General features: G+C 59.8%; 17 protein-coding genes, 1 tRNA gene and 3 pseudogenes. 8 read left to right on the top strand and 13 right to left on the bottom strand.

Features of this window, described 5'->3' with window-relative positions:
- Positions 1 to 7 precede the first annotated feature (7 nt).
- Complete coding sequence (locus tag P3T21_RS06635) at positions 8 to 571, top strand: hypothetical protein (RefSeq protein WP_429255113.1); 564 nt, start codon at positions 8 to 10, stop codon at positions 569 to 571.
- Positions 572 to 680: 109 nt separating this feature from the next.
- Here the strand turns inward: P3T21_RS06635 and P3T21_RS06640 are convergent.
- A pseudogene (locus P3T21_RS06640) lies at positions 681 to 1,021 on the bottom strand (recombinase family protein); the annotation flags it as partial.
- Positions 1,022 to 1,070: 49 nt separating this feature from the next.
- Here P3T21_RS06640 and P3T21_RS06645 point away from each other — a divergent pair.
- Both P3T21_RS06645 and P3T21_RS06650 read left to right on the top strand, forming a co-directional pair.
- Positions 1,071 to 1,214 (top strand): hypothetical protein, encoded by a 144-nt coding sequence (locus P3T21_RS06645; protein WP_429255179.1) that lies wholly within the window; start codon positions 1,071 to 1,073, stop codon positions 1,212 to 1,214.
- Between the two features lie 480 nt (positions 1,215 to 1,694).
- Positions 1,695 to 2,072: a DUF6232 family protein gene (locus tag P3T21_RS06650; RefSeq protein ID WP_429255114.1), complete on the top strand. Its 378-nt coding sequence runs from the start codon at positions 1,695 to 1,697 to the stop codon at positions 2,070 to 2,072.
- A gap of 138 nt (positions 2,073 to 2,210) precedes the next feature.
- Here P3T21_RS06650 and P3T21_RS06655 read toward each other — a convergent pair whose 3' ends face one another.
- The 5 genes and pseudogenes from P3T21_RS06655 to P3T21_RS06675 all read right to left on the bottom strand — a co-directional run bounded on the left by P3T21_RS06655 (position 2,211) and on the right by P3T21_RS06675 (position 6,111).
- Positions 2,211 to 2,567, bottom strand: coding sequence for a M48 family metallopeptidase (locus tag P3T21_RS06655; protein ID WP_429255177.1), 357 nt, complete (start codon positions 2,565 to 2,567; stop codon positions 2,211 to 2,213).
- Positions 2,568 to 2,710: 143 nt separating this feature from the next.
- Positions 2,711 to 2,941, bottom strand: a pseudogene (locus tag P3T21_RS06660) (IS5/IS1182 family transposase); the annotation flags it as partial.
- 88 nt (positions 2,942 to 3,029) lie between these two features.
- Positions 3,030 to 4,349 (bottom strand): hypothetical protein, encoded by a 1,320-nt coding sequence (locus P3T21_RS06665; RefSeq protein ID WP_429255115.1) that lies wholly within the window; start codon positions 4,347 to 4,349, stop codon positions 3,030 to 3,032.
- A gap of 1,198 nt (positions 4,350 to 5,547) precedes the next feature.
- On the bottom strand, positions 5,548 to 5,856 hold the full coding sequence (locus P3T21_RS06670) for a hypothetical protein (RefSeq protein ID WP_429255116.1): 309 nt from the start codon (positions 5,854 to 5,856) through the stop codon (positions 5,548 to 5,550).
- Positions 5,857 to 5,871: 15 nt separating this feature from the next.
- On the bottom strand, positions 5,872 to 6,111 hold the full coding sequence (locus tag P3T21_RS06675) for a hypothetical protein (RefSeq protein ID WP_429255117.1): 240 nt from the start codon (positions 6,109 to 6,111) through the stop codon (positions 5,872 to 5,874).
- Between the two features lie 601 nt (positions 6,112 to 6,712).
- Here P3T21_RS06675 and P3T21_RS06680 point away from each other — a divergent pair.
- Together P3T21_RS06680 and P3T21_RS06685 are read left to right on the top strand one after the other, a co-directional pair.
- On the top strand, positions 6,713 to 7,006 hold the full coding sequence (locus P3T21_RS06680; RefSeq protein ID WP_429255118.1) for a hypothetical protein: 294 nt from the start codon (positions 6,713 to 6,715) through the stop codon (positions 7,004 to 7,006).
- A 187-nt stretch (positions 7,007 to 7,193) separates the two neighbouring features.
- Complete coding sequence (locus tag P3T21_RS06685; RefSeq protein ID WP_429255119.1) at positions 7,194 to 7,589, top strand: hypothetical protein; 396 nt, start codon at positions 7,194 to 7,196, stop codon at positions 7,587 to 7,589.
- Between the two features lie 710 nt (positions 7,590 to 8,299).
- Here P3T21_RS06685 and P3T21_RS06690 read toward each other — a convergent pair.
- The 5 genes from P3T21_RS06690 to P3T21_RS06710 all read right to left on the bottom strand — a co-directional run bounded on the left by P3T21_RS06690 (position 8,300) and on the right by P3T21_RS06710 (position 13,446).
- On the bottom strand, positions 8,300 to 10,297 hold the full coding sequence (locus P3T21_RS06690; protein WP_429255120.1) for an AAA family ATPase: 1,998 nt from the start codon (positions 10,295 to 10,297) through the stop codon (positions 8,300 to 8,302).
- Positions 10,298 to 10,376: 79 nt separating this feature from the next.
- Complete coding sequence (locus P3T21_RS06695) at positions 10,377 to 10,682, bottom strand: hypothetical protein (RefSeq protein WP_429255121.1); 306 nt, start codon at positions 10,680 to 10,682, stop codon at positions 10,377 to 10,379.
- Positions 10,682 to 10,891: a DNA-binding protein gene (locus tag P3T21_RS06700; RefSeq protein ID WP_429255122.1), complete on the bottom strand. Its 210-nt coding sequence runs from the start codon at positions 10,889 to 10,891 to the stop codon at positions 10,682 to 10,684. The genes P3T21_RS06695 and P3T21_RS06700 overlap by 1 nt, the downstream gene beginning before the upstream one ends.
- Positions 10,892 to 11,035: 144 nt before the next feature.
- Entirely contained in the window at positions 11,036 to 11,821 is a 786-nt protein-coding gene (locus P3T21_RS06705; protein WP_429255123.1) for a hypothetical protein, read from the bottom strand.
- Positions 11,822 to 12,093: 272 nt separating this feature from the next.
- Positions 12,094 to 13,446, bottom strand: coding sequence for a tyrosine-type recombinase/integrase (locus P3T21_RS06710; RefSeq protein WP_429255124.1), 1,353 nt, complete (start codon positions 13,444 to 13,446; stop codon positions 12,094 to 12,096).
- A gap of 59 nt (positions 13,447 to 13,505) precedes the next feature.
- On the opposite strand from P3T21_RS06710, the gene P3T21_RS06715 reads away from it, so the two are divergent.
- Positions 13,506 to 13,675: transfer RNA gene (locus P3T21_RS06715), tRNA-Ser, on the top strand.
- Positions 13,676 to 13,965: 290 nt separating this feature from the next.
- Here the strand turns inward: P3T21_RS06715 and P3T21_RS06720 are convergent.
- Positions 13,966 to 14,184 carry a hypothetical protein gene (locus P3T21_RS06720; protein WP_429255125.1) on the bottom strand — a complete coding sequence of 73 codons (219 nt, stop codon included), beginning with the start codon at positions 14,182 to 14,184 and terminating at the stop codon, positions 13,966 to 13,968.
- 427 nt (positions 14,185 to 14,611) lie between these two features.
- Between P3T21_RS06720 and serC the strand changes: the two are divergent.
- Positions 14,612 to 15,705 (top strand): annotated as a pseudogene (gene serC, locus P3T21_RS06725) (3-phosphoserine/phosphohydroxythreonine transaminase).
- 72 nt (positions 15,706 to 15,777) lie between these two features.
- Positions 15,778 to 17,166, top strand: coding sequence for a hypothetical protein (locus P3T21_RS06730; RefSeq protein WP_429255126.1), 1,389 nt, complete (start codon positions 15,778 to 15,780; stop codon positions 17,164 to 17,166).
- Between the two features lie 13 nt (positions 17,167 to 17,179).
- Here P3T21_RS06730 and P3T21_RS06735 read toward each other — a convergent pair whose 3' ends face one another.
- Entirely contained in the window at positions 17,180 to 17,962 is a 783-nt protein-coding gene (locus P3T21_RS06735) for an ABC transporter substrate-binding protein (RefSeq protein WP_429255127.1), read from the bottom strand.
- Positions 17,963 to 17,981: the final 19 nt, after the last annotated feature.

Raw genomic sequence — 17,981 nt, forward strand, 5'->3', positions numbered from 1 at the left:
TTTGGATATGGAGGTGAATCCGTGTCGGGAATTCTTTCAGTCAGCGAACTCGCAGCAGAAGGTAAAGGAGCTGCAAAAAGTTGGAAATGAGGAGGCGGTGCGCTGGGAGTCTCTAAGCGCGTCGCAGCACTCATCCGGACCGGTACAGCCGGGCGAGGTGGTCTGCCGCCAAGTGACCCATCCGACCTTTTTCGACGAAGAAACCGGCAAACTGAAGCCGACGGCATTTGACGACGTCAGTAACAAAGGCCTCTCAGTTGACCGTCTGAGCGTTGCAACGGAAAAGGAAATCGCCGAGCGCGCGGAGGCCCGCAATGCCGAATGGAACGCCAAGTTTCCGGAGAAGCCTAGTCGAACGCTGCACTCCCTTGGGCACATAGACGTGAACGAACTGCGAGTGCTGTTCGTCGAGAAGGACCGTGCTTTCGGTGTTTACGATACTGCTTTGGAATCTAATCGTTCACACGCCGATGTTTGTCAGCTCGTTTCCGGCGGCGCACAACAGGCGCGAAGCATTCGAGCGTCCTTGTTTGAGATGACTCGTTGCATTCCCCTGGCGGCGCAAGCATGATTTGCAACTGGTTTCACTCCGTTCTCATCGGAACCGCCGCATCGGACGCGCATTAGCGTTCTGCGGCGGCGATCATCCTTTGCAACCGGTTGCAAAGGACCGCTGTCTTCTAGCTGGGTGTAGCCTGTTCGAGTCGCGAACGCAGACGCATAAGGGTCTGGCGACTCGTGTTTAGTTCGCGGGCGATTGCCGACAGGGAATGCCCCTGCGCGAGCCGGTTCCGCGCCTGTGCTTCCTGCTTGTCGCTGAGCGCGCGTGGCCGAGACCCAGCACCTTGCCGGCGTCCCGCGCGCGGGCGATCCCAGCGGCTGTGCGCTCTATCAACAAGTCACGCTCGAATTCGGCCACCGCTGAGAGCACCGACATCGTCATTTTTCCTGCGGCACTCGTCAGGTCCGCGCCGCCGAGCGCGAGGCAATGCACGCGGATGCCCGCTTGCTCCAAGTCCTCACCCGCCCCCGAGTCGGAAGTTGATCGTGAGATTGCGGAGCTTCCTAAAGTGACGATCCTCGAAGAAAAGATTCCAGAGGATCTCGCACCTAGCCGCTTCCTCGCAGCGATGGTCACGCGTGTCCTTGGCGCCACGCCGGTCAACATGCACGAGGAAGCGCGGCAACGTCGTGCTTCGCCGGAGCGCCGATAACGACTGTCGCTGTAGGGCTATGTCGCGTTGAGTCGCCTTGGGTATCCGGCACCTCCCTTGTGTGCGTTGGAACAGGTGCTCCGCGACGCGCTCGCCGTTACCCCGGGGTAATTGTCCTTGCCGGCGCCGGCGCCAAGCGAGACTGACTCATGCGTCACTCACCCCGGCCGCCGATGCTTAAACCTGCGGCGTCCTGCCCCCTCCCACTATCGACGATCCTGCGACGTTGCCTGCGATTGCGGCCTCTGCTGCACAGCAGATCGCGGAGATCGACCGCGCGCTTACGATGCTGGACAACCTGCTCAATATGTTGCCGTCACCAAGGCTGCGGCATCAAGGGGAGGCGAACCAGAACGAAATTTTGCGTGACCCACTCACCCCAAACATCTGAAGTTTTCACACAATCGTCCGTTAACCAGTGGAAACGGGTTGCCTGCGCATCTGGTCAGGCAGCCCATCCCATCAACATTGGAGAGACATGTGGAAGAGCGGACTTTTCTAGATGAAGGCGGCGTCAAGGTCACGAATGCACGCGTTTTGGTTGGCTCCCAAACCTACGCTATGAGCGGAGTCACGTCGGTCAAACATGCAGTGGAACCCGCGAGCCGCACGGTTCCAGTCGTTTGCTTTCTCGTCGCAGTGGCGACGCTTTACTTTGACCATCAGGACACTAACCCGATCCTGTTTGCGATAGCAGTAGCCGTCGTCGGCATCCTTCTTTGGGTGCTCGTCAAGGATAAGCATTTTGTCATCCTGCACAGCTCGTCTGGCGAATCCAGAGCCGTCACGCACACGGATCGGGGTTTCATTCACCGCGTCATCCAGGCGATCAATAACTCGATTATTTCACGAGGATAGTACGAGACGACACTGACTTCGATTCGGCGGGCACCTTCGGGTAAGGCCACTAGCCAGTTTGCCGCTTGCCGGGGCTACCGCCGGAGGTAACTGAACCGCGGTGCCGCCGACTTTGGGGCCCGCCTGACGCACGCGCACCTACCGCCTGCCCCACGATTCCGCCGCCAGTGGTAACTCGTTCAATTCCTCTCGCGCTTCCCGCCACGTCGGGAAGTGCTGGTCCAACAGCGCCACAAAGCGGTCGCTATGCGTTGGCTCGACGAGGTGCAGCATCTCATGCACAACAACGTACTCCAGCAAGTCCTTCGGCTTCTTGACCAGCTCTGTGTTGAAGCGGATGTTTCCTGCTCGGTGGTTGCAGCTCCCCCATTTCGTCTTCATGGGCTGAAGGTAGTAGCCCGTAACCTTCACGCCTAGCTTTGCCTCCCACTTTCTGATCAGTTCAGGCACTACTTCATGCAGTAAGGCGCGATGCCAGCAACGGCAAATGCCCACTATCGAGCGCAATCGGCGCCAGACTGGCCCCGGCCACCAAAAGACGGTCGTACGGAGTCGACGGATGGCACTTCATTGGTCAGAGCCGACCGCTCCTAAACTCCGATTTGACTCAGGGTGATATCCGCGAAGTGGCCCCAACCGCTAATCTCACGCGCCGGGTCATCGAGCGCCTGTCTGGCATCGTTGATCATGGCCTTGGCGGCTTCGCGCTCGGCATAATCATCAGCGATCGTCACCACGGCATTGGCCACCAGACCGTGGCGGTTGTCGCTCAAGGTATGGCCCATGTAGCGCAATTCACTGGCCGTGCCGCCTTTGCGATAGAGTCGTGCATCAGCATCGGTCTTCGACTCATGGGTGTCGGCGCCGCGCATCATTTCTCTGGGTAGTGGCTTCCTCAGCATAACGTTTCGACCGACTCATCCGCTGACTTGCTGTCGTCGGTATTTCCGCAGCCTGCTAAGCGTGGACGTTAAAAGGCGCGCTGCTGAAGACCAAAACCACTTGAGAAATATATTGAACAAGTTCAATATCATCTGAAAGCTGCTCCGCCTCATGAGTAAATGGCAACAGCAACTCGACGTTGTCGTCTCGGTAGTCAGTTTTCGTGTGAACAATTTTGCAGCGAATATCGTAAATTCGGTCAGCCACATCATTTCTTAGATCGGCAGTCTTATTTGCCAACGGCACTTTATGATATGGAAGAGATTTTGATTTTGTCAAAAAGAAGTTTTTTCTGGACTCGTCTTCTTCCAAATAAGCTCGCAATGCCTCAGCGTCAACGCACTCATTTAAAGTCGCGCGAAGCTGCGATCTTTCATCGCCGAATGCTCCGCTCCGACTCACATGTATTGCGGCCAGAAGCTTCGCGACGTCGGCGTCGCGATCATTGCGAAAAGTCGGGTCCTTAAGCAGGCTTTTCAACCTGCGTTGCGCCTCGGACTGCGAATAAATTGGAAAATAAAATTCGATTACTTGATAAAACGCCAGAAACTGGAGCAAAGGCATACCGCTAGCACTTCGACCGTACCAGTAAAGTGATAGTGGAGCGCTATCGAATTGAGTATTTGGATACCGCAAATCCGCAGGGCCCGGAGACAATCTTTTTGCTCTTCGTCCGAATGGTGTCCTTTTTCGCTCTCGCTCCAAGACCAACGCAGCATTCGCAAGCAAATCAAGTTGGAATAGAACCGATCCAGCGGCCTTATTTAAAAGAGCAAGAGCGGCATCGTGTGTTGCCACGTGGCATCCCGTAAGCCTTAGAGTCAATCTGAAGCGATTGGGTGTCCGGGACAGCTGTAAGAAAACATCAGACGCGCGACCTATTTCAATATCGGGAAGACCCGCGTGGGCGGCAGTCAGTGCAATTTTGGCCGACTCAATTTCAGGCTCTTCACCAAACATACCGAGCCCAAATATCCGTCTAAACACTTGTGATAGAGGAGCAATGCCAGTTCCGGCTGGTCTAAGCCCGGCTTCTAAAGTTCCGTCCGTATATGAGCAAATTGCTTCAAGACCCGATAAAAAGATGTAGTTTTCGAAAGGGACGGAAAGAAAATTCTCAACACTTTGACTAGCCAGAAACAACGGGCGTACATCACGTCCGCATTTCATATCTACTTTGAGCCTCGTTTCACCCGGGGCAATTTCGACCTGTTCGAATGCCATTCCCGCAGCTTTGCATCGGCGTGCTAGCTCATTTTGGGATGCGGCGATGTCTTCGGGCGAGCCGTCCAGATCGATTTGTTCGTCTTCGAATTCCCCGTCAGCGCCAGCCATGTTATTGTTCCTGTGAGATTGTTAGGGGCTAAGGATAAGTTAACGACAACGCAAAGGACATCTTGATGATGGGCTGCGAACGATTTGATAGATATCGCAGTGGCTGATCCTGGTCGATAATCCAACAGCCGCTGCTGTCAGATGTAGGACCGTACCCGTCTGGAGTGATCGTTCGAATCTCTCAAAACGCGACGTCTTGGACATTTTGACGTTCGCGGTCTCCGTCCGTCATCGTTGACCTCGGCTAGTCCAGATTAGTATAGCGCGCGTCGTCGCGCGCGCCAGCTACCCACCGGACTAGAGGTCACCTCGCCGACGAGTTTCAGGTAGTGGCTTTAAGGTGGTCGCGCCAGCAAATCCGGCAGCTCAAAGGGCGTGCCGGCAAGCCGCTTCGAGCGTCTCTTTCGTAACAGGCAGTGGCGACGAGACTGAGCGACCTGCCCGCCTGCCCAAGGATAGCCACGTATTTGACCATTCAAATTTCCTCCAGCCCTTCTGTCCCTGTCTGGACCCACGCGAATGATGGGACCCATTTCGGAAACCGAAAGCGGGTGTGCCGGCGGGTCGAAATTCATCGCCGTACCAGTGGTTTCTGCAGCAGGAAATCCGAACCGTGTCTCACCGCGACGGATGACGATGACCGACGCCATGACTGACAGGCAGCACCTCCACCCAGACCACGACGACGACACGCCCCAACCCGGTCGTACGTGAACCGCGCCCGGCGACGGCTGCGCGGCGCTGACCGATACTTGTGCGCTGGCCGGAAAGAAGGGACCGCACAGCGTGCGGCGCTCGGATCAATTCGCCTCGCCTCACCCGCCAATGCAGGGCACGAGAGAGACGACGCACGGGCTATCCGGGTTACGTGGCGGTTACATGGTGGCAGCCAGGTGCGGCGACACCGTCTGGATGTACCTGCAAACCCGCGCCGGACAGGCGTTCCGCCCATCGCGCGAACGTAGCAACCACGGATGGCCAGTCCGGCTGTGCAGCGGACCGGCATTTTGATGATCCTGGGGCCACTCACACGATTCGTCGACCGAAGCGACCTCGAATACAAACGGACGAAGAACCCAGCCTGCTCGGTGCGATGGCGCGCCCATACCATGAAAGCATTCATCGGAAGCGGAGAGACATGTTATCAAGGCTTCTTGGAATGGGTACATCCGGTGGCGGGGATCGTGTCCTGGGTTGATCACCAGTTGATGAACCCTCGCTGCCTTCTCTCTGCGTTGATCCGATCCAGTTCACCCTGCCAGTGCTTCTCCAGGTCGGCGTCATTGGCGTTCATCGCGCGTAGCACGTTGTTCACCGCTTCTTGATTGGCTCGCGCCAGCTTCGCCTTAATTTGAAGCGTCTCAAGATCGCCATAGTCCACGGGCTTGTAGACTCCACCCAGTACCGAGTGAGCATAAATTCTGTACATCTCGTGGGCGATGATGGCTGCCTGATCCGGATCCATACCTTCGCCTTCCAACGCGAGTGCAAATTTCAGCGTGTCCATTGCGCCTCCTTATCGTCATAGGGCTTGCCACTGGTGGGTGGCCTTGATGACAGCGTTGATCATTGCCGGTGCGACCGTGTAGAGCAGCAGGAGAAACATCAGGCCCATCAGAGCGCACATCGGCCAGGCGAACCAGCGAATGAACAGGTCCGTTCGTCTTTCAGCCTCTTTGTGCCTGCGATCTTCTTCCTCGCGCTGGCGCTCCCACCGCTCACGATCCTCGCGCATCTCGCGCGCAAAGTCTGACTCGCCCATGTTTCTCCCGATGTTTGAGCGGCAGCCAACTGGAACGGCGGCCCACTCGGTAGTCGGCCTTGGCCCGCTGTCGCAAATCATCCACTTGGGCAGGTGACAGCCAATATAGATTACACCCATGTCGCGGAGCGTGAGGCAGCCATTTCGACACCCGGCCGAAGGGAACAAGTGTCTTTTGCAGGGCGCAGATCATGCGACGGCGAGAGGATGTTGGAGGCGGTCAATGTGTCGCCGGCGTGTCCGGTATGCATCCTCCATCGCGTGTTCCGTGGGTAGAAGATGACATGGCGGGTATGCCGCAGGTACACCTGCAAGGTGCGCATGTGCCGCGCTTCGGTTACATGGCGGTTACACGTCTGCAGCGCGCGTCTCGGACGCCGCATCAGCACACCTGTGCGTCGCATGGGACGGACGTCGACGTCAAAAAGTTAGTTGCGCAATCACGGATGTCCGATCCGTCGGTCATCAGCGGTCCTTGCTCAACCCGATTTTTTGACTATGCTTCGTTGCAACCGACCCGTTAGCGGCGTCCGAAAATGCCGATTAAGCACTGCGAAGTTTGTGGACAGACATTCATGGCTCGACTGGCCGTATACCGGGCATGTGGACAGGTGTGCGGCCAAAAGCTGGCTGCGTCGGTGAGGCGGCAACGGAACACCGTTTCCCTTGTCTGCCCGATATGCGGCAAAGAATTCGTGAATACCGGAATGCAGAAGTTCCGCCAGACATGCTCCCGGAAGTGCTCCTACGTTTTGATGGCGCAAAAGCAGAAGCGCAGATCAGAGAGAATATGTCAGACCTGTGGCGTCAAGTTCGAAGCGGTGGTAAGCGCCGTGGGCAACTTCTGCTCGAAAGCCTGCGCGCATGCGCGCAACAACACGACGCGGAGCTGTGAAGTCTGTGGCAAGCCGTTCCGGTCACCGCCAAGCCAGATGCACGTTCGCACGTGCTCGCGCGCGTGCGGCTACAAGTTGAAGCATCGCAACGACCAGCGGGTTCAAATACAGTGCAAGCACTGCGGTAAACCTTTTCTCGAATCGCCCAGCCGCGCTGGTCGACGCGTGTACTGCTCGGATAGTTGCATGTTCGCTGATCCGATTGCCCACAAAGAAAGGTCGAGAAAAATCGCCGGCGCTCTCAATCCGGCCTGGAATGGCGGAACCACGCTCTATTCGGTGTCAGCCTCCGGAAAGCGCTATGCGCGCAGCGCACGTGATAAGGAGAATGAGAAGTGCGCACGCAGACGGGCTGCTAAGCGGCACGCTTCAGTCGCGTGGGCCGACAAGGAAAAGATCGCGCAATTCTATGCCGAAGCGCAACGGCTCACCACGCTGACCGGCACGGTGTATCACGTCGACCACATCGTGCCGCTCATCAGTCACATAGTGTGTGGCTTGCACAACGAGTACAACTTGCAGGCCGTGCCAGGCGCCGAAAATCTGCGGAAACACAATCGCTTCTGGCCGGATATGCCCTAAAACCTTCGGCAGATGGCTCGGTACCCGCAGGGTTTGAGGAATTGCCGATATACCTGGCAAGCTCAAGATGCCGGTCTTACTGCGACGCCTTGGCGCCTCGGAATAAGCGGTCGCCCCACGACGTTCGCGAGAATGGTCGCTTTCATGCACATGCGCCTTGACGCAGACGACCCCTGCCGCACTCCGAGACTTACTCTTAACTCCACTGGAAACGTCGAGCATCGCGAACGTTTCGTCTTGCCTCCGCAGACTCACGCGCGCGCGCGATAGCTGTATGCGTTCGCGACCTGCAGCACCTCCGCTGGAGGAATAGGGATAGTCAACGCTTGAGGTGCGTGCAGCATTCGGTGCGCGTTCGGACTGCCCAACTACGCTCCATAGGTCATCGCCTGCCCGGACACACTTGACAGCAGTCCATCTGTTAGTAGCCCACATATTGACAGCCCGATGCACCATTGCCCCGCCTCGTCACGGGTTCGGCTGTGATGCGACCGCCGGCCTCCCATGGGGCGCTCGTCGGAGTTGCCCCAATCGCTCGGCTACCTTCAGCTCGATTCCACCAACACCGCCCGCGTGTATAGGTACGAGCCTAGAGCCAACAACAACTAAGGACACAAACACCCCCTTTCCTAAGGGGGTGTGTCTTTTGTGTCTTATGTCCTGCGAAAAAAAATACAAAAAATGGGCTCTTTTTGTCTTTATTGTCAGGATCAGGCGCGGTAAAGGCGGCCATCAACCACGCGGAAAATGTCCTTTTCATGCAAAGCATGGATGACTGTGCTTGCCATCGTCTTCTTGCGTCGTGGCTCGCACGACAGGGTCCCTCCGGCAACTTCAACAGCCACGTTCATGTCGACATACTGATTGCCGTCGGAGTCGACTTCCGTTCTGAAGCCATCTGCAAACAAGGCAGTGATGGCGTCATACACCTTCATCTGGTTCTTGCCGCGGGGAGCCTCGCCGCAAGTTCGCGCCGCAGCGCCACTGCGTTCGACCACACAGCTGGTGATCGCATCGCCTTCATCCTCCTGGCCCAGATCGACGACCGTCAGGCCGAACGGATGACAAAGTCCGCTGACGTCATCCTTCGATTTGGCTACGCGCCACTCACGCTTGGTACTGGTCGCGCAGACTTCGATCGCCGCGTCCAGCGCCGCGTGCAGGCTCGAATGGCCACGCAGGCCCTTGCTGGCGTCCTTACCAGTGTGATGCACCAGCATGACCACTCCGCCCAGTACATCCTGCAGGGTGTTCGCAGCGGCGACGATGTTACTCATGTCGACCGAGGAGTTTTCGTCAGCGCCCGGTACAGCGCGGCTCAACGTGTCCAAGATCACGAGGCCGCCGTGGCCGCCCGCATCCTGGATCGCCCGAGCGAGTTCCATGATTTCCTGTTGACCCGCCAGCAAATTGAACGGCTGGGTCACGAACTTGAGTTCCTTGGGCACCGGCTTTCTGGTGTGCTGTTTCCAGGCAGCGAGGCGCTTCCCAATTCCCCCCTCGCCCTCCAGCACGCAGTAGATCACGGCGCTTTGTTGCTTGACCGAGTAGTCGAACCAGTTTGGCTCGCCGCTTGCGACGGCGCAGGCGAGGTCCAGCACGAGAAAGGACTTGCCGGAGCCCGATGCGCCGAATACCGACACGAGCCCATTGCGCGGCACAACACCGCGGATCAGCCACGGCAATGGCGGCGCATTCAGCAGTTCGTCCGCCGAGCGGATCACAAAGCGGGAACCAGCTGGCCGGGCCACGGGCTGAGCCTTTTTTTGCGCATCCCGCACCCACTTGATGAGCGTCCCGATGGTCGCCGCATTCTTCCGGTTACCGTTGAAGGTCTCCCACAACTGCTCGCACAGGCCGGGCTGATACATCGGGACACCGTCGCCATCCACCCGTTGATCGCGCGACGACCAGGCGTCCCACAGTTCGAGCCACTCGTCGCCACCATCACCCTGATGATGCAGAATCATCCCGAGGATCAGCCAGCGCGAACGGTCCCATACCTCGTCGCTGGGGTCGAAGTGCGCCAGCAGTTCACGCTCAACGCGCTCCTTCGTCCACCAGGCGTCCGGGTACTTCAACTCAAGCGGGTCGATCAACGCGCTGCCTGCGCGGGACAGCGACGAAGTGCGAGGAGGCATATCTGCGCCCTCGGGAGCAGGACACTTCGCAAGCCAGTGGTCTGGATTCAGGTAGCCCGACCCGTCGTGAACGAAAGGCACGTATTCCGGCGCTTCTGCGTTGACCACCGGCAGGTACATGATGCGTTCGGCCTGACGGGAGCCCTGATCGAGCTTCGCATTGAACAGCGGCGCGATCAGGCCGACGAGGACGGCGTGCTCTTCCCGCGTCACATCGCGCGAGAGCGGGATGTACACCCGCAGGCGCGGATTCTCCGCAGTATGAGAACGGGTCGGATGTGCAACGTAGTCAAAGTCACCGAGTTCGACCGCGCAATCGAGATCGGACATCAGCGCGTGCGCGTTGGCGTCGAAATCGAGGGCCAGTGCAGAACGGCGGAGAAGCGCGTTCCCGGAACGCACATTGCCAGCAAATGCCGCAAAGCAGACGAACGGATCCTTCGCCTTGTCGGCCTGACGCTTGTCGCTGGACAACGCCAGGAAGTCGCTATGGAGAATCGGGCGGCGCACCACTGTGCGGACCAGGTCTTTTACCCCGGTCCAGTCGAGCATCTTCGTCGCGCTCACCTTGCCACGGTCTCCTTGCCCAATGGAAGCCATGATCGGGCGGCGTGCCCCAGTGGCAGGATGCGCCAAGCAAGTGGGTTCAGTTGCCTGCATTCAGCACCTCCCCACGGACGCGATGCGCCGCAGTATGCACGGCCAGCAGACGGCGCATGCAGACGGCGGGGACTTGCGCGACAACGTCGAGGTCCGGCATAGACACGCGGCGCGCGCGGGCACGCTGGATGGCAGCCATCAGTGAGGTGACCGCCTCACCAATGTCAGCGTTGCGGCCGTCGAGACATGGCGCGTCCGTGGCGAGAATCTTCCCGGACGTGTGAAACTCGGTCGCGCGGCTGGTGTTTGCTGCGCCCGGGCCGTTGGGGCAATTGAACTTAATAGACGGCATTAGCACAAGCCTCCGTTCAGCAGCGCCTGCAGATCGGCGATACGCCAGGCAAGACGGCCATTGATGCGGATCGGGCGGATCGGACCGTTTTCAAGGCTGGCCCATTTCCGCAGCGTTTGAGGCTTGCGGTTGAGAACCGCCGCGGCGGCGTCCGTTGGAAGCACGCCCGGCAGGACTTCGCGCGTCGTGTTGATTGGAGAAGATTTCATGGGATCGACCTTTCCTGCCGTTCGGCAGTGTTGATAACGACCCCATCCCGAACTACGGTGGTGCCCCGCTGCTTTACGGCCGTATATGGCGTCCAATCGCGGCGCAGGTCTGCGGCCGCGTCGCCGTATATGAACCGTAAGACGTCACCGTAAGTACTCGCTCTTATTGATCCACTCACCGCGCCATTGCTGCAGACTTTTCTGCTCGAACACCGAGTCCAGCGCCCGCAGCGACGCCCCCTTATCGAACAGCTCGAGGGCGATCCTCACCGGATCCCACGTCGCACTGCCCGTCGGAGTTCGGCGGCCAGGAGTCCTGCGCGCCTTGAGCAGCCATTTCGGAGGATCTCCCAGGTTACGAGCCCATCCTTTGCAATCCCATTCGTTCAAACCTGTAAACGCGGCCGCAATCACGGGCGACGGAAGGGGCACTGGGCCATTCTCGGTTGGGCGTTCCGGTTGCCGCTGCTCGACGTCATCCTCCTTGGCCATGAGCCACTGGTCCATCCAGGGGTCATAGCTCCATCCTGCTTTGCGGGCTATATCGAGCCAGTCGGCAAGCGTTCGCGGAACTGGCTCGCTCTCGTCCAGGGCCGTGAATTCATGCAGGAGGACGCGATAGGCGTCCGGGTCCGCCGGCCCAGAAATAGAACCTGAGTGTGGGTCGATCCGCCAGAGCACCTTGGCCGCGTCCTCGGGCTTGACGCGCCTGCTCTTCCACCAGACAGATGCATGCATGACTTCATCCCACCACGCGACAACGTAGGGGTCCGGGAAGCCGCCTCTGGCGTTTACGGAAACGGGAGTGACAGATGCGCCGCAGTGGGAGCAGACCGCGCCGGTTGGTCCGGCCGGTCCGTTCTCCACCGCTACTTCATCAAAGTTCCAGCATGCATTACAACGATAGGCGTATCGGGTTACCTGTTCCATCTGTGCGCGGCGGGAATTGGATATGTTGGCGTGTGGGCTGGACTGCCGCCCCTATAGGACGGGAGCAGCATCCGCCGCGAAGCGCCTGGCGGTTGCCACCAGACTCGACGATTCTATCCCGGGCACGCTAGCGTCGGCCGCCCGGGCTCACCGGGTTGCTGTCGCAAGAGGTGCAATGAAGATAGACGTTTGCGCCAATTCGTACTGGACAACGAACTTGAATAGCATGGCGAGTCCGTTACGCCCGGCGACAGCCGCGCGCGATGCGCCATTCAATTCACGACGCGCAGGCTGGCCCCGCCGTCCAGCGAAGAGGTGATAGCCGCCTGTTCGAGCATCCAGGCTTCGATCATGTCGTGCCACTTGCGCAGCAGGTCCAGTGGACGCCGGACATAGTGCTTCTCGGCGATCGCACTGGGCTTGTGCCCCTGGATCTGCGCAACCACACCGGTGGGACATTCCACCCACTCACTGAGCGTCGCAAAGCTGCGGCGCAGGCCGTGCAGGCTGACGTGGGGCAACCCGGCGGCCGAAAGAGCATGGGTATGGGCAATGCGCGGCTCGGCCAGCTTGCCATCGGCGGATGTCCTGCTCGCGAATACCCACGGCGACGGCTCCCACGCTGTATTGCCCCGGGTATGCGCGACAACCGGCGGCATCGCGTTGAGGCGCTGCAGCTCGCGCAGTAGTGAGTGCAGATACGGGGGAAGCGGGATCACGCGGCCGCCCGCCTCCACCTTGTCGGCGATCCTCAGGCTGCGCCACTGGAAGTCCACATTTGCCCACCGCAGGGCCGCCATCTCTTCGCGCCGTGCCCCCGTCAGCAGCAGGGCCTGAAGGTAGACCGAGATGACCGGATTCCGGATCTGCCGCACCGCGCTGAACCACGCGGCTAACTGCTCGCGTTGCAGCACGTCGCCCTCCTTCGCTTTGACCCGTGGCACGAGTTCTTTCACGCTGCGCGTCCGGTAGGCGTCCGCCGGAACCACGCCGCGATAGGCGGGCATGTCGGACGTCCAGCGGATGAAGCCGCGCAGCAGGCGGAACGACAGCGCGACCATCGTTGGCCGCGCAACCGATTCGGTTGCGAGCCACTGCGCGACGTGCTCGCCGGTCAGACTCCCCAGCTTCAGTGGACGCAGGCTGGCCAGCGGACCGGGCACAGTGCGACCGGTACCGCGCTTTTTCGGCTGGCCACCCGCGTCGGCATGCTGCAGATGGTCGCGGTAGTGTCGCTCGCTCCAGCGCGGCTGGCGGGCTTGGACGTACGCGTCCCACGCCTCGCCAAAGGTCACATCGCGGCGCCGCGCCTCGGCCCGCCGCACCTCATCAGCGGCGCGCTGCTCCGCCCGTTCCTCGCGCGGATCCTTGCCAGCATCCAGAAGGATCTGCAGGCGGTGTGCCTCCGCCCGCGCCTTGTCGATGGACCAGTTGCGCGGGTCGCCAATGGTCACCCGGACTGTTCTGCCGTGGAGCTTGCCCTGGACGATGTACGACTTCGTCCCGGCCGCCGTTGCCCGCAGCCCGAGACCGGGCGCCCGGCTGTCCCACAAGAAAGACTGAGAACTGCCCGGCAGGCACTGGTGTGCATCGACACGTGCCGCCGTGAAACTGACCTTCGCCACATTCACCTCGCCGGGAGTGGGTTACACCATTCCATGTAACCGCCATGTAACCCGATTATGGGCAAATTGGTCAACTCGGGTCAATACAACATTTTTGGCAAATACCCCTTAACACCTGATTTACAACGATTTTTTTAGCTGAGATGCGTAGCAATCGACAGCAATCAACACCGACTTTTGCGGACTCTTAATCCGTAGGTCGAGTGTTCGAGTCACTCACGCCCCACCACCGAATTTAGCAGTAGAGAATCAAGCACTTGCGAGCAATCGCGGTGCTTTTTTTTCGTCTGTCGCTAGCGTGTCGCGGCGTCACAAACTGGCCTTTGCCGGAAATCTGTCGTCGACACGAAGCAGCCGCCGTGACACCGGGCGGCAACCTCTACGCACGTCACTTGATCGCGCATCCCTCCGTCGCTGGGCCGTCGCGCATCGTCGCTCCTCATGCACGCCGGTCACAGCATCGGATGGGTGATGGTGGATTTACCAGCGAAGGGCGTTGCCGACTGCCGCAACGTCACTTCACTTGCACCCACCAGCCTGGACGCACGACAGATACTGGTTCTGCGCATCCGCCCTGCAAAGCTGACCGCGCCTGTCCTCGTAGCTTCCGCACTTCGCCATGCCGGCGTTGTAGGTCTCGACGCAATCCTTCTTGATATCGTCGCAGTTCGGGGCGGCGAGCGCCGCAAGTGGCAGCAGCCCAAAAACAATCAGGCCGCCGATCAAGCTGTCTTTCATGATTGACCTCCTCCGGGTTCCCTACGCGATCACGATGCGGAAAAGAAATTGTCGAAGACGGAAACCAGCATTGGATTGTATCAACGCGAACGAGTGCTTCTGCCACCGTGGCGCGTAAGCCGAAACAACAGCGACCCACGCGCGCCCGCTGCCTGGGGTCCTGTCATCTCGCACCGAATGACCGACGTCAGTTCTCTACTGCCAACTGCACGTAATTTGCGGTAACGCCCCGGTAAACGTCCGGAAAGGAGCGGTCGTTATGCTGCTCGTTTAAGGGGACAGGTGCAGGCCCAGCAAAGGCGATCTCCCGTTCACGGACGCATTGCTGGTCAGTGCGCCTTTTGGTCCCACCACCTTAGCCAGCACGTCGAACTCCTGCTCGCAACACCATGCGGAGCGTGACCCGAACACCGTCTTGCAAAGAAACATGACACCGAATTCACTGAACTTTTCTGGCGGCCCTGGCGCGTTGCCGCAAGCTGTCCTCGCGCAGACTCGCGAGGGATCGCCGCCCTTCCTGAGACCGGCCTGTCGGTGCTTGGAATGAGTCACCGGTCCGACTGGTTTTACTCGATCCTGCACGAAGCCGAATCGAATCTGCGTCATCTGCTCGGCATTTCCGACGACTACGCCATCACCTTTCTTCAGGGCGGCAGCAGTCTGCAGTTCGCGATGATTCCGATGAACTTTGCAGCAGGGGCCGGTGCGCCGCCCGAATACGTGAGCTCCGGTTACTGGAGCGCGAGGGCGGCGGCGGAAGCAGCCAGAGTGCGCACAATAAGGATCGCATGGGACGGTCGTCCCGGCGGTTACCGGCAATTGCCGGACCTGTACGCGCTGGACGTGGCCCGCCCGTCCGCGTACCTGCATTACGTCTCGAATGAAACAGTGGAAGGCCTGCAGTTCCCGGCCTGCGAAGAAGCGTTCGCCGTACCGCTTGTCGCGGACATGTCATCGGACTTTCTGTCTAAGCCCATCCGGCCGGGGGTGTTTTCGATGATCTACGCGCATGCGCAGAAAAACCTCGGTCCGGCCGGCGTCACTGTCGCGATCATCGACCGGTCCCTTCTCGAGCGGATCCCGAACGGCCTGCCATCCATCCTCGACTTTCGCACCCATATTTCGCACGGCTCGAACTACAACACGCCACCGGTATTCGCTATCTATGTCCTGACGTTGATTACCCGCTGGCTGCGCTTCGATATCGGGAGTCTGACGGCCATGCAGGACATCAACGAAAGAAAGGCGCGGCGCCTCTATGGCGCGCTCGATGCGCTGGGCGATTGCGTCACCGTTCACGCAGATCGTCGCTGGCGTTCGCAGATGAACGTCGCCTTCACATTCGGCGATGCGCGGCTCGACGATACGTTTCTCGTCTCCGCGCGGGAACAGGGCATGGTGGGGCTGGAAGGACACCGGTCGATTGGCGGCCTGCGGGCCTCGCTGTACAACGCCGTCACCCCTCAGGCCGTCGGGACGCTTGCCGACGTATTGACGGCGTTCTCTGTCCATTGCATTTGAACCCTGCCATGGCGACTCCCACCCGAGACCGGTGACGATAAAACGGAACCTCATGACGACGCATCCGGCGCCATGCAACCGGCTGTATCCAGCAACACTGCGCCCGTTTCCCAGACTGTCGACGACCTGGCGCGCCTGCTGGATGCCGACCCGCTAAACGTCGGGCTGCATCGTGCGATGTCTGAAGCGATGCGCGACGCCGGCAACGAAACTGGCTTTCTCGCGCACGGCATCGGGGTTGAGACATTCGAGATGACGAAGACATGGGCGCAGGCTACGGCCATACCGCTGTTTAACGTCGCGACCGTCTACTACATGCATGGCGACCACGGTCCTGCAAAGCGGTGGTACGAGATCGCATTGCGCGTCGATCCGGATCTCGCGATGGCGCATCAAAATCTCGCCGCCGTTTATGACTCGACGGGCGAAGCCGCGAAAGCGCAGGCGCATCGGGCGATCGCCTATCGGCTGCAGCGGATCTATATCGAGCCCGCCGACAATGCGCCGCGCAGGGTGTTGATCCTGTGCACCGGCAACGCCGCGGGCAATGTCCCGTTCGACACCCTGCTTCCGTTCACCACGAGTTACCGCATCAAGTATGCGATCGACTACGCCGCCGACGCGGAAGACGACCAGTTGCCGCCGTTCGATCTGGTCTTCAACGCAATCGGCGAACCGGACATCGCGGAGCCGCTCGCGCCCCGTCTCGAACGTTTCGCGCAGCGATGCGGACGCCCGCTACTCAACCCGCCACAAGCGATAGCACGCACACGGCGGAATCGCCTGCCCGAACTTCTCGCGAACCTGGACGACGTGGTAGTCGCGCGATGCATCCTGCTCGATCAGATGCCGGGGTCGATCGACATACTGGCAAGCCGGCTCGTCAGCGAAGGCATCGACTTTCCCGTTCTGACGCGTCCGCTTGCGAAACATGGCGGTGAGGGGTTGACGCTGCATACGTCGATCGACGCGCTGTGGTCCGCGCTCGAAGAGCTCGACGCGCCCCAGTACGTGACGACGTTCCACGACTTCCGCAGCGCGGACGGCTACTTTCGCAAGTACCGAACCGTGTTTGTCGACAGGGCGCCGTTCCCCTACCATCTCGCGATTTCATCGCACTGGATCGTGCATTATTTTTCTGCGGAGATGATCACGGCGGGCTGGAAGATCGACGAGGAACGCCGCTTCCTGGAAGACAGCGGCAGCGCGCTGGGAAAACGGGCGATGAACGCGATTGCCGCAATCGGTCGGCGTCTCGACCTCGACTACGGCGGCATTGACTTTACGCTGCTGCCCGACGGCCGCGTGTTCGTATTCGAAGCCAACGCGACCATGCTGGTTCATCGTGAGGCAGACGACGGTCCGCTGGCCCACAAGAACAGGTTCGTGGAGCGCATCGTCGACGCGTTTGAACAGTTACAGGCGCGGCGAACCGTTGCACATGTCAACAGCCGCCGCTGACCCGATCAAGCCCTCACTTCGGCGATACGTCGATATTGCCGAAATACTTCTGCGCCAGCGTCTTCACCGTACCATCGGCCTGCACCTTCGCAATCGCCGCATCGAGCTGCTTCTTCAGCGCCTCGTCACCCTTGCGGATGCCGAACGCAATCCCACTGCCAAGAATCTTGTCATCACGCACAGGTTGGCCGACGAACGAGAAGTCCTTGCCATCCGGACGCGACAGGAAGCCCGTCTGACCCGCCGGCGCGAGCACCAGCGTCGCATCCAGACGACCCGACTGCAGATCCGCATAGACCTGATTCTGGTCCTGATACGGCACGACGTTCACGCCCGCCGCTTCCCAATGCGCCTTTGCGTACGTCTCCTGAATCGAAGCCTGCAACACGCCGACACGTTTGCCCTTCAGCGATTCCGGCGTCGGCAGCAGGCCGCTGCCGTTGTGCGCGATCAGTTGCGTCGGCACACGGTAGATGATGTTCGTGAAATCGATCGCCTGACGACGCTTCTCCGTCGCGTTCATCGCCGAGTTGATCGCGTCGAACTTGCGGCCCTGCAGCGCGGGAATCAAACCATCGAACGATGTCTCGACCCACGAGCACTTCAGATGTGCGGTCGCGCAGACTGCGTTGCCAACGTCGATATCGAAGCCCTGTAGTTCACCATTCGCACCCTTCGATTCGAACGGCGGATATTGTGCTTCCAGACCGTAGCGCAACGTCGTCGCATCGGCCGCGATAGCCGACACCGATGCGAACGCACACGCGATCGCCAGCAGGTTCCTGAGCAACTTCATGGTTGATCTCCTTTCCTTT

The sequence above is a fragment of the Paraburkholderia sp. GAS334 genome (assembly GCF_050436625.1).
Classification (GTDB): domain Bacteria; phylum Pseudomonadota; class Gammaproteobacteria; order Burkholderiales; family Burkholderiaceae; genus Paraburkholderia.

Excerpts from the sequence above, each read along its gene's own strand:
- P3T21_RS06730 (WP_429255126.1), top strand. The coding sequence starts at position 15,778 with ATGCAACCGGCTGTATCCAGCAACACTGCGCCCGTTTCCCAGACTGTC.
- P3T21_RS06735 (WP_429255127.1), bottom strand. The coding sequence starts at position 17,962 with ATGAAGTTGCTCAGGAACCTGCTGGCGATCGCGTGTGCGTTCGCATCG.
- P3T21_RS06635 (WP_429255113.1), top strand. The coding sequence starts at position 8 with ATGGAGGTGAATCCGTGTCGGGAATTCTTTCAGTCAGCGAACTCGCAG.
- P3T21_RS06685 (WP_429255119.1), top strand. The coding sequence starts at position 7,194 with ATGTTCGCTGATCCGATTGCCCACAAAGAAAGGTCGAGAAAAATCGCC.
- P3T21_RS06680 (WP_429255118.1), top strand. The coding sequence starts at position 6,713 with ATGTGGACAGGTGTGCGGCCAAAAGCTGGCTGCGTCGGTGAGGCGGCA.
- P3T21_RS06720 (WP_429255125.1), bottom strand. The coding sequence starts at position 14,184 with ATGAAAGACAGCTTGATCGGCGGCCTGATTGTTTTTGGGCTGCTGCCA.
- P3T21_RS06695 (WP_429255121.1), bottom strand. The coding sequence starts at position 10,682 with ATGCCGTCTATTAAGTTCAATTGCCCCAACGGCCCGGGCGCAGCAAAC.
- P3T21_RS06670 (WP_429255116.1), bottom strand. The coding sequence starts at position 5,856 with ATGGACACGCTGAAATTTGCACTCGCGTTGGAAGGCGAAGGTATGGAT.
- P3T21_RS06705 (WP_429255123.1), bottom strand. The coding sequence starts at position 11,821 with ATGGAACAGGTAACCCGATACGCCTATCGTTGTAATGCATGCTGGAAC.
- P3T21_RS06665 (WP_429255115.1), bottom strand. The coding sequence starts at position 4,349 with ATGGCTGGCGCTGACGGGGAATTCGAAGACGAACAAATCGATCTGGAC.
- P3T21_RS06700 (WP_429255122.1), bottom strand. The coding sequence starts at position 10,891 with ATGAAATCTTCTCCAATCAACACGACGCGCGAAGTCCTGCCGGGCGTG.
- P3T21_RS06675 (WP_429255117.1), bottom strand. The coding sequence starts at position 6,111 with ATGGGCGAGTCAGACTTTGCGCGCGAGATGCGCGAGGATCGTGAGCGG.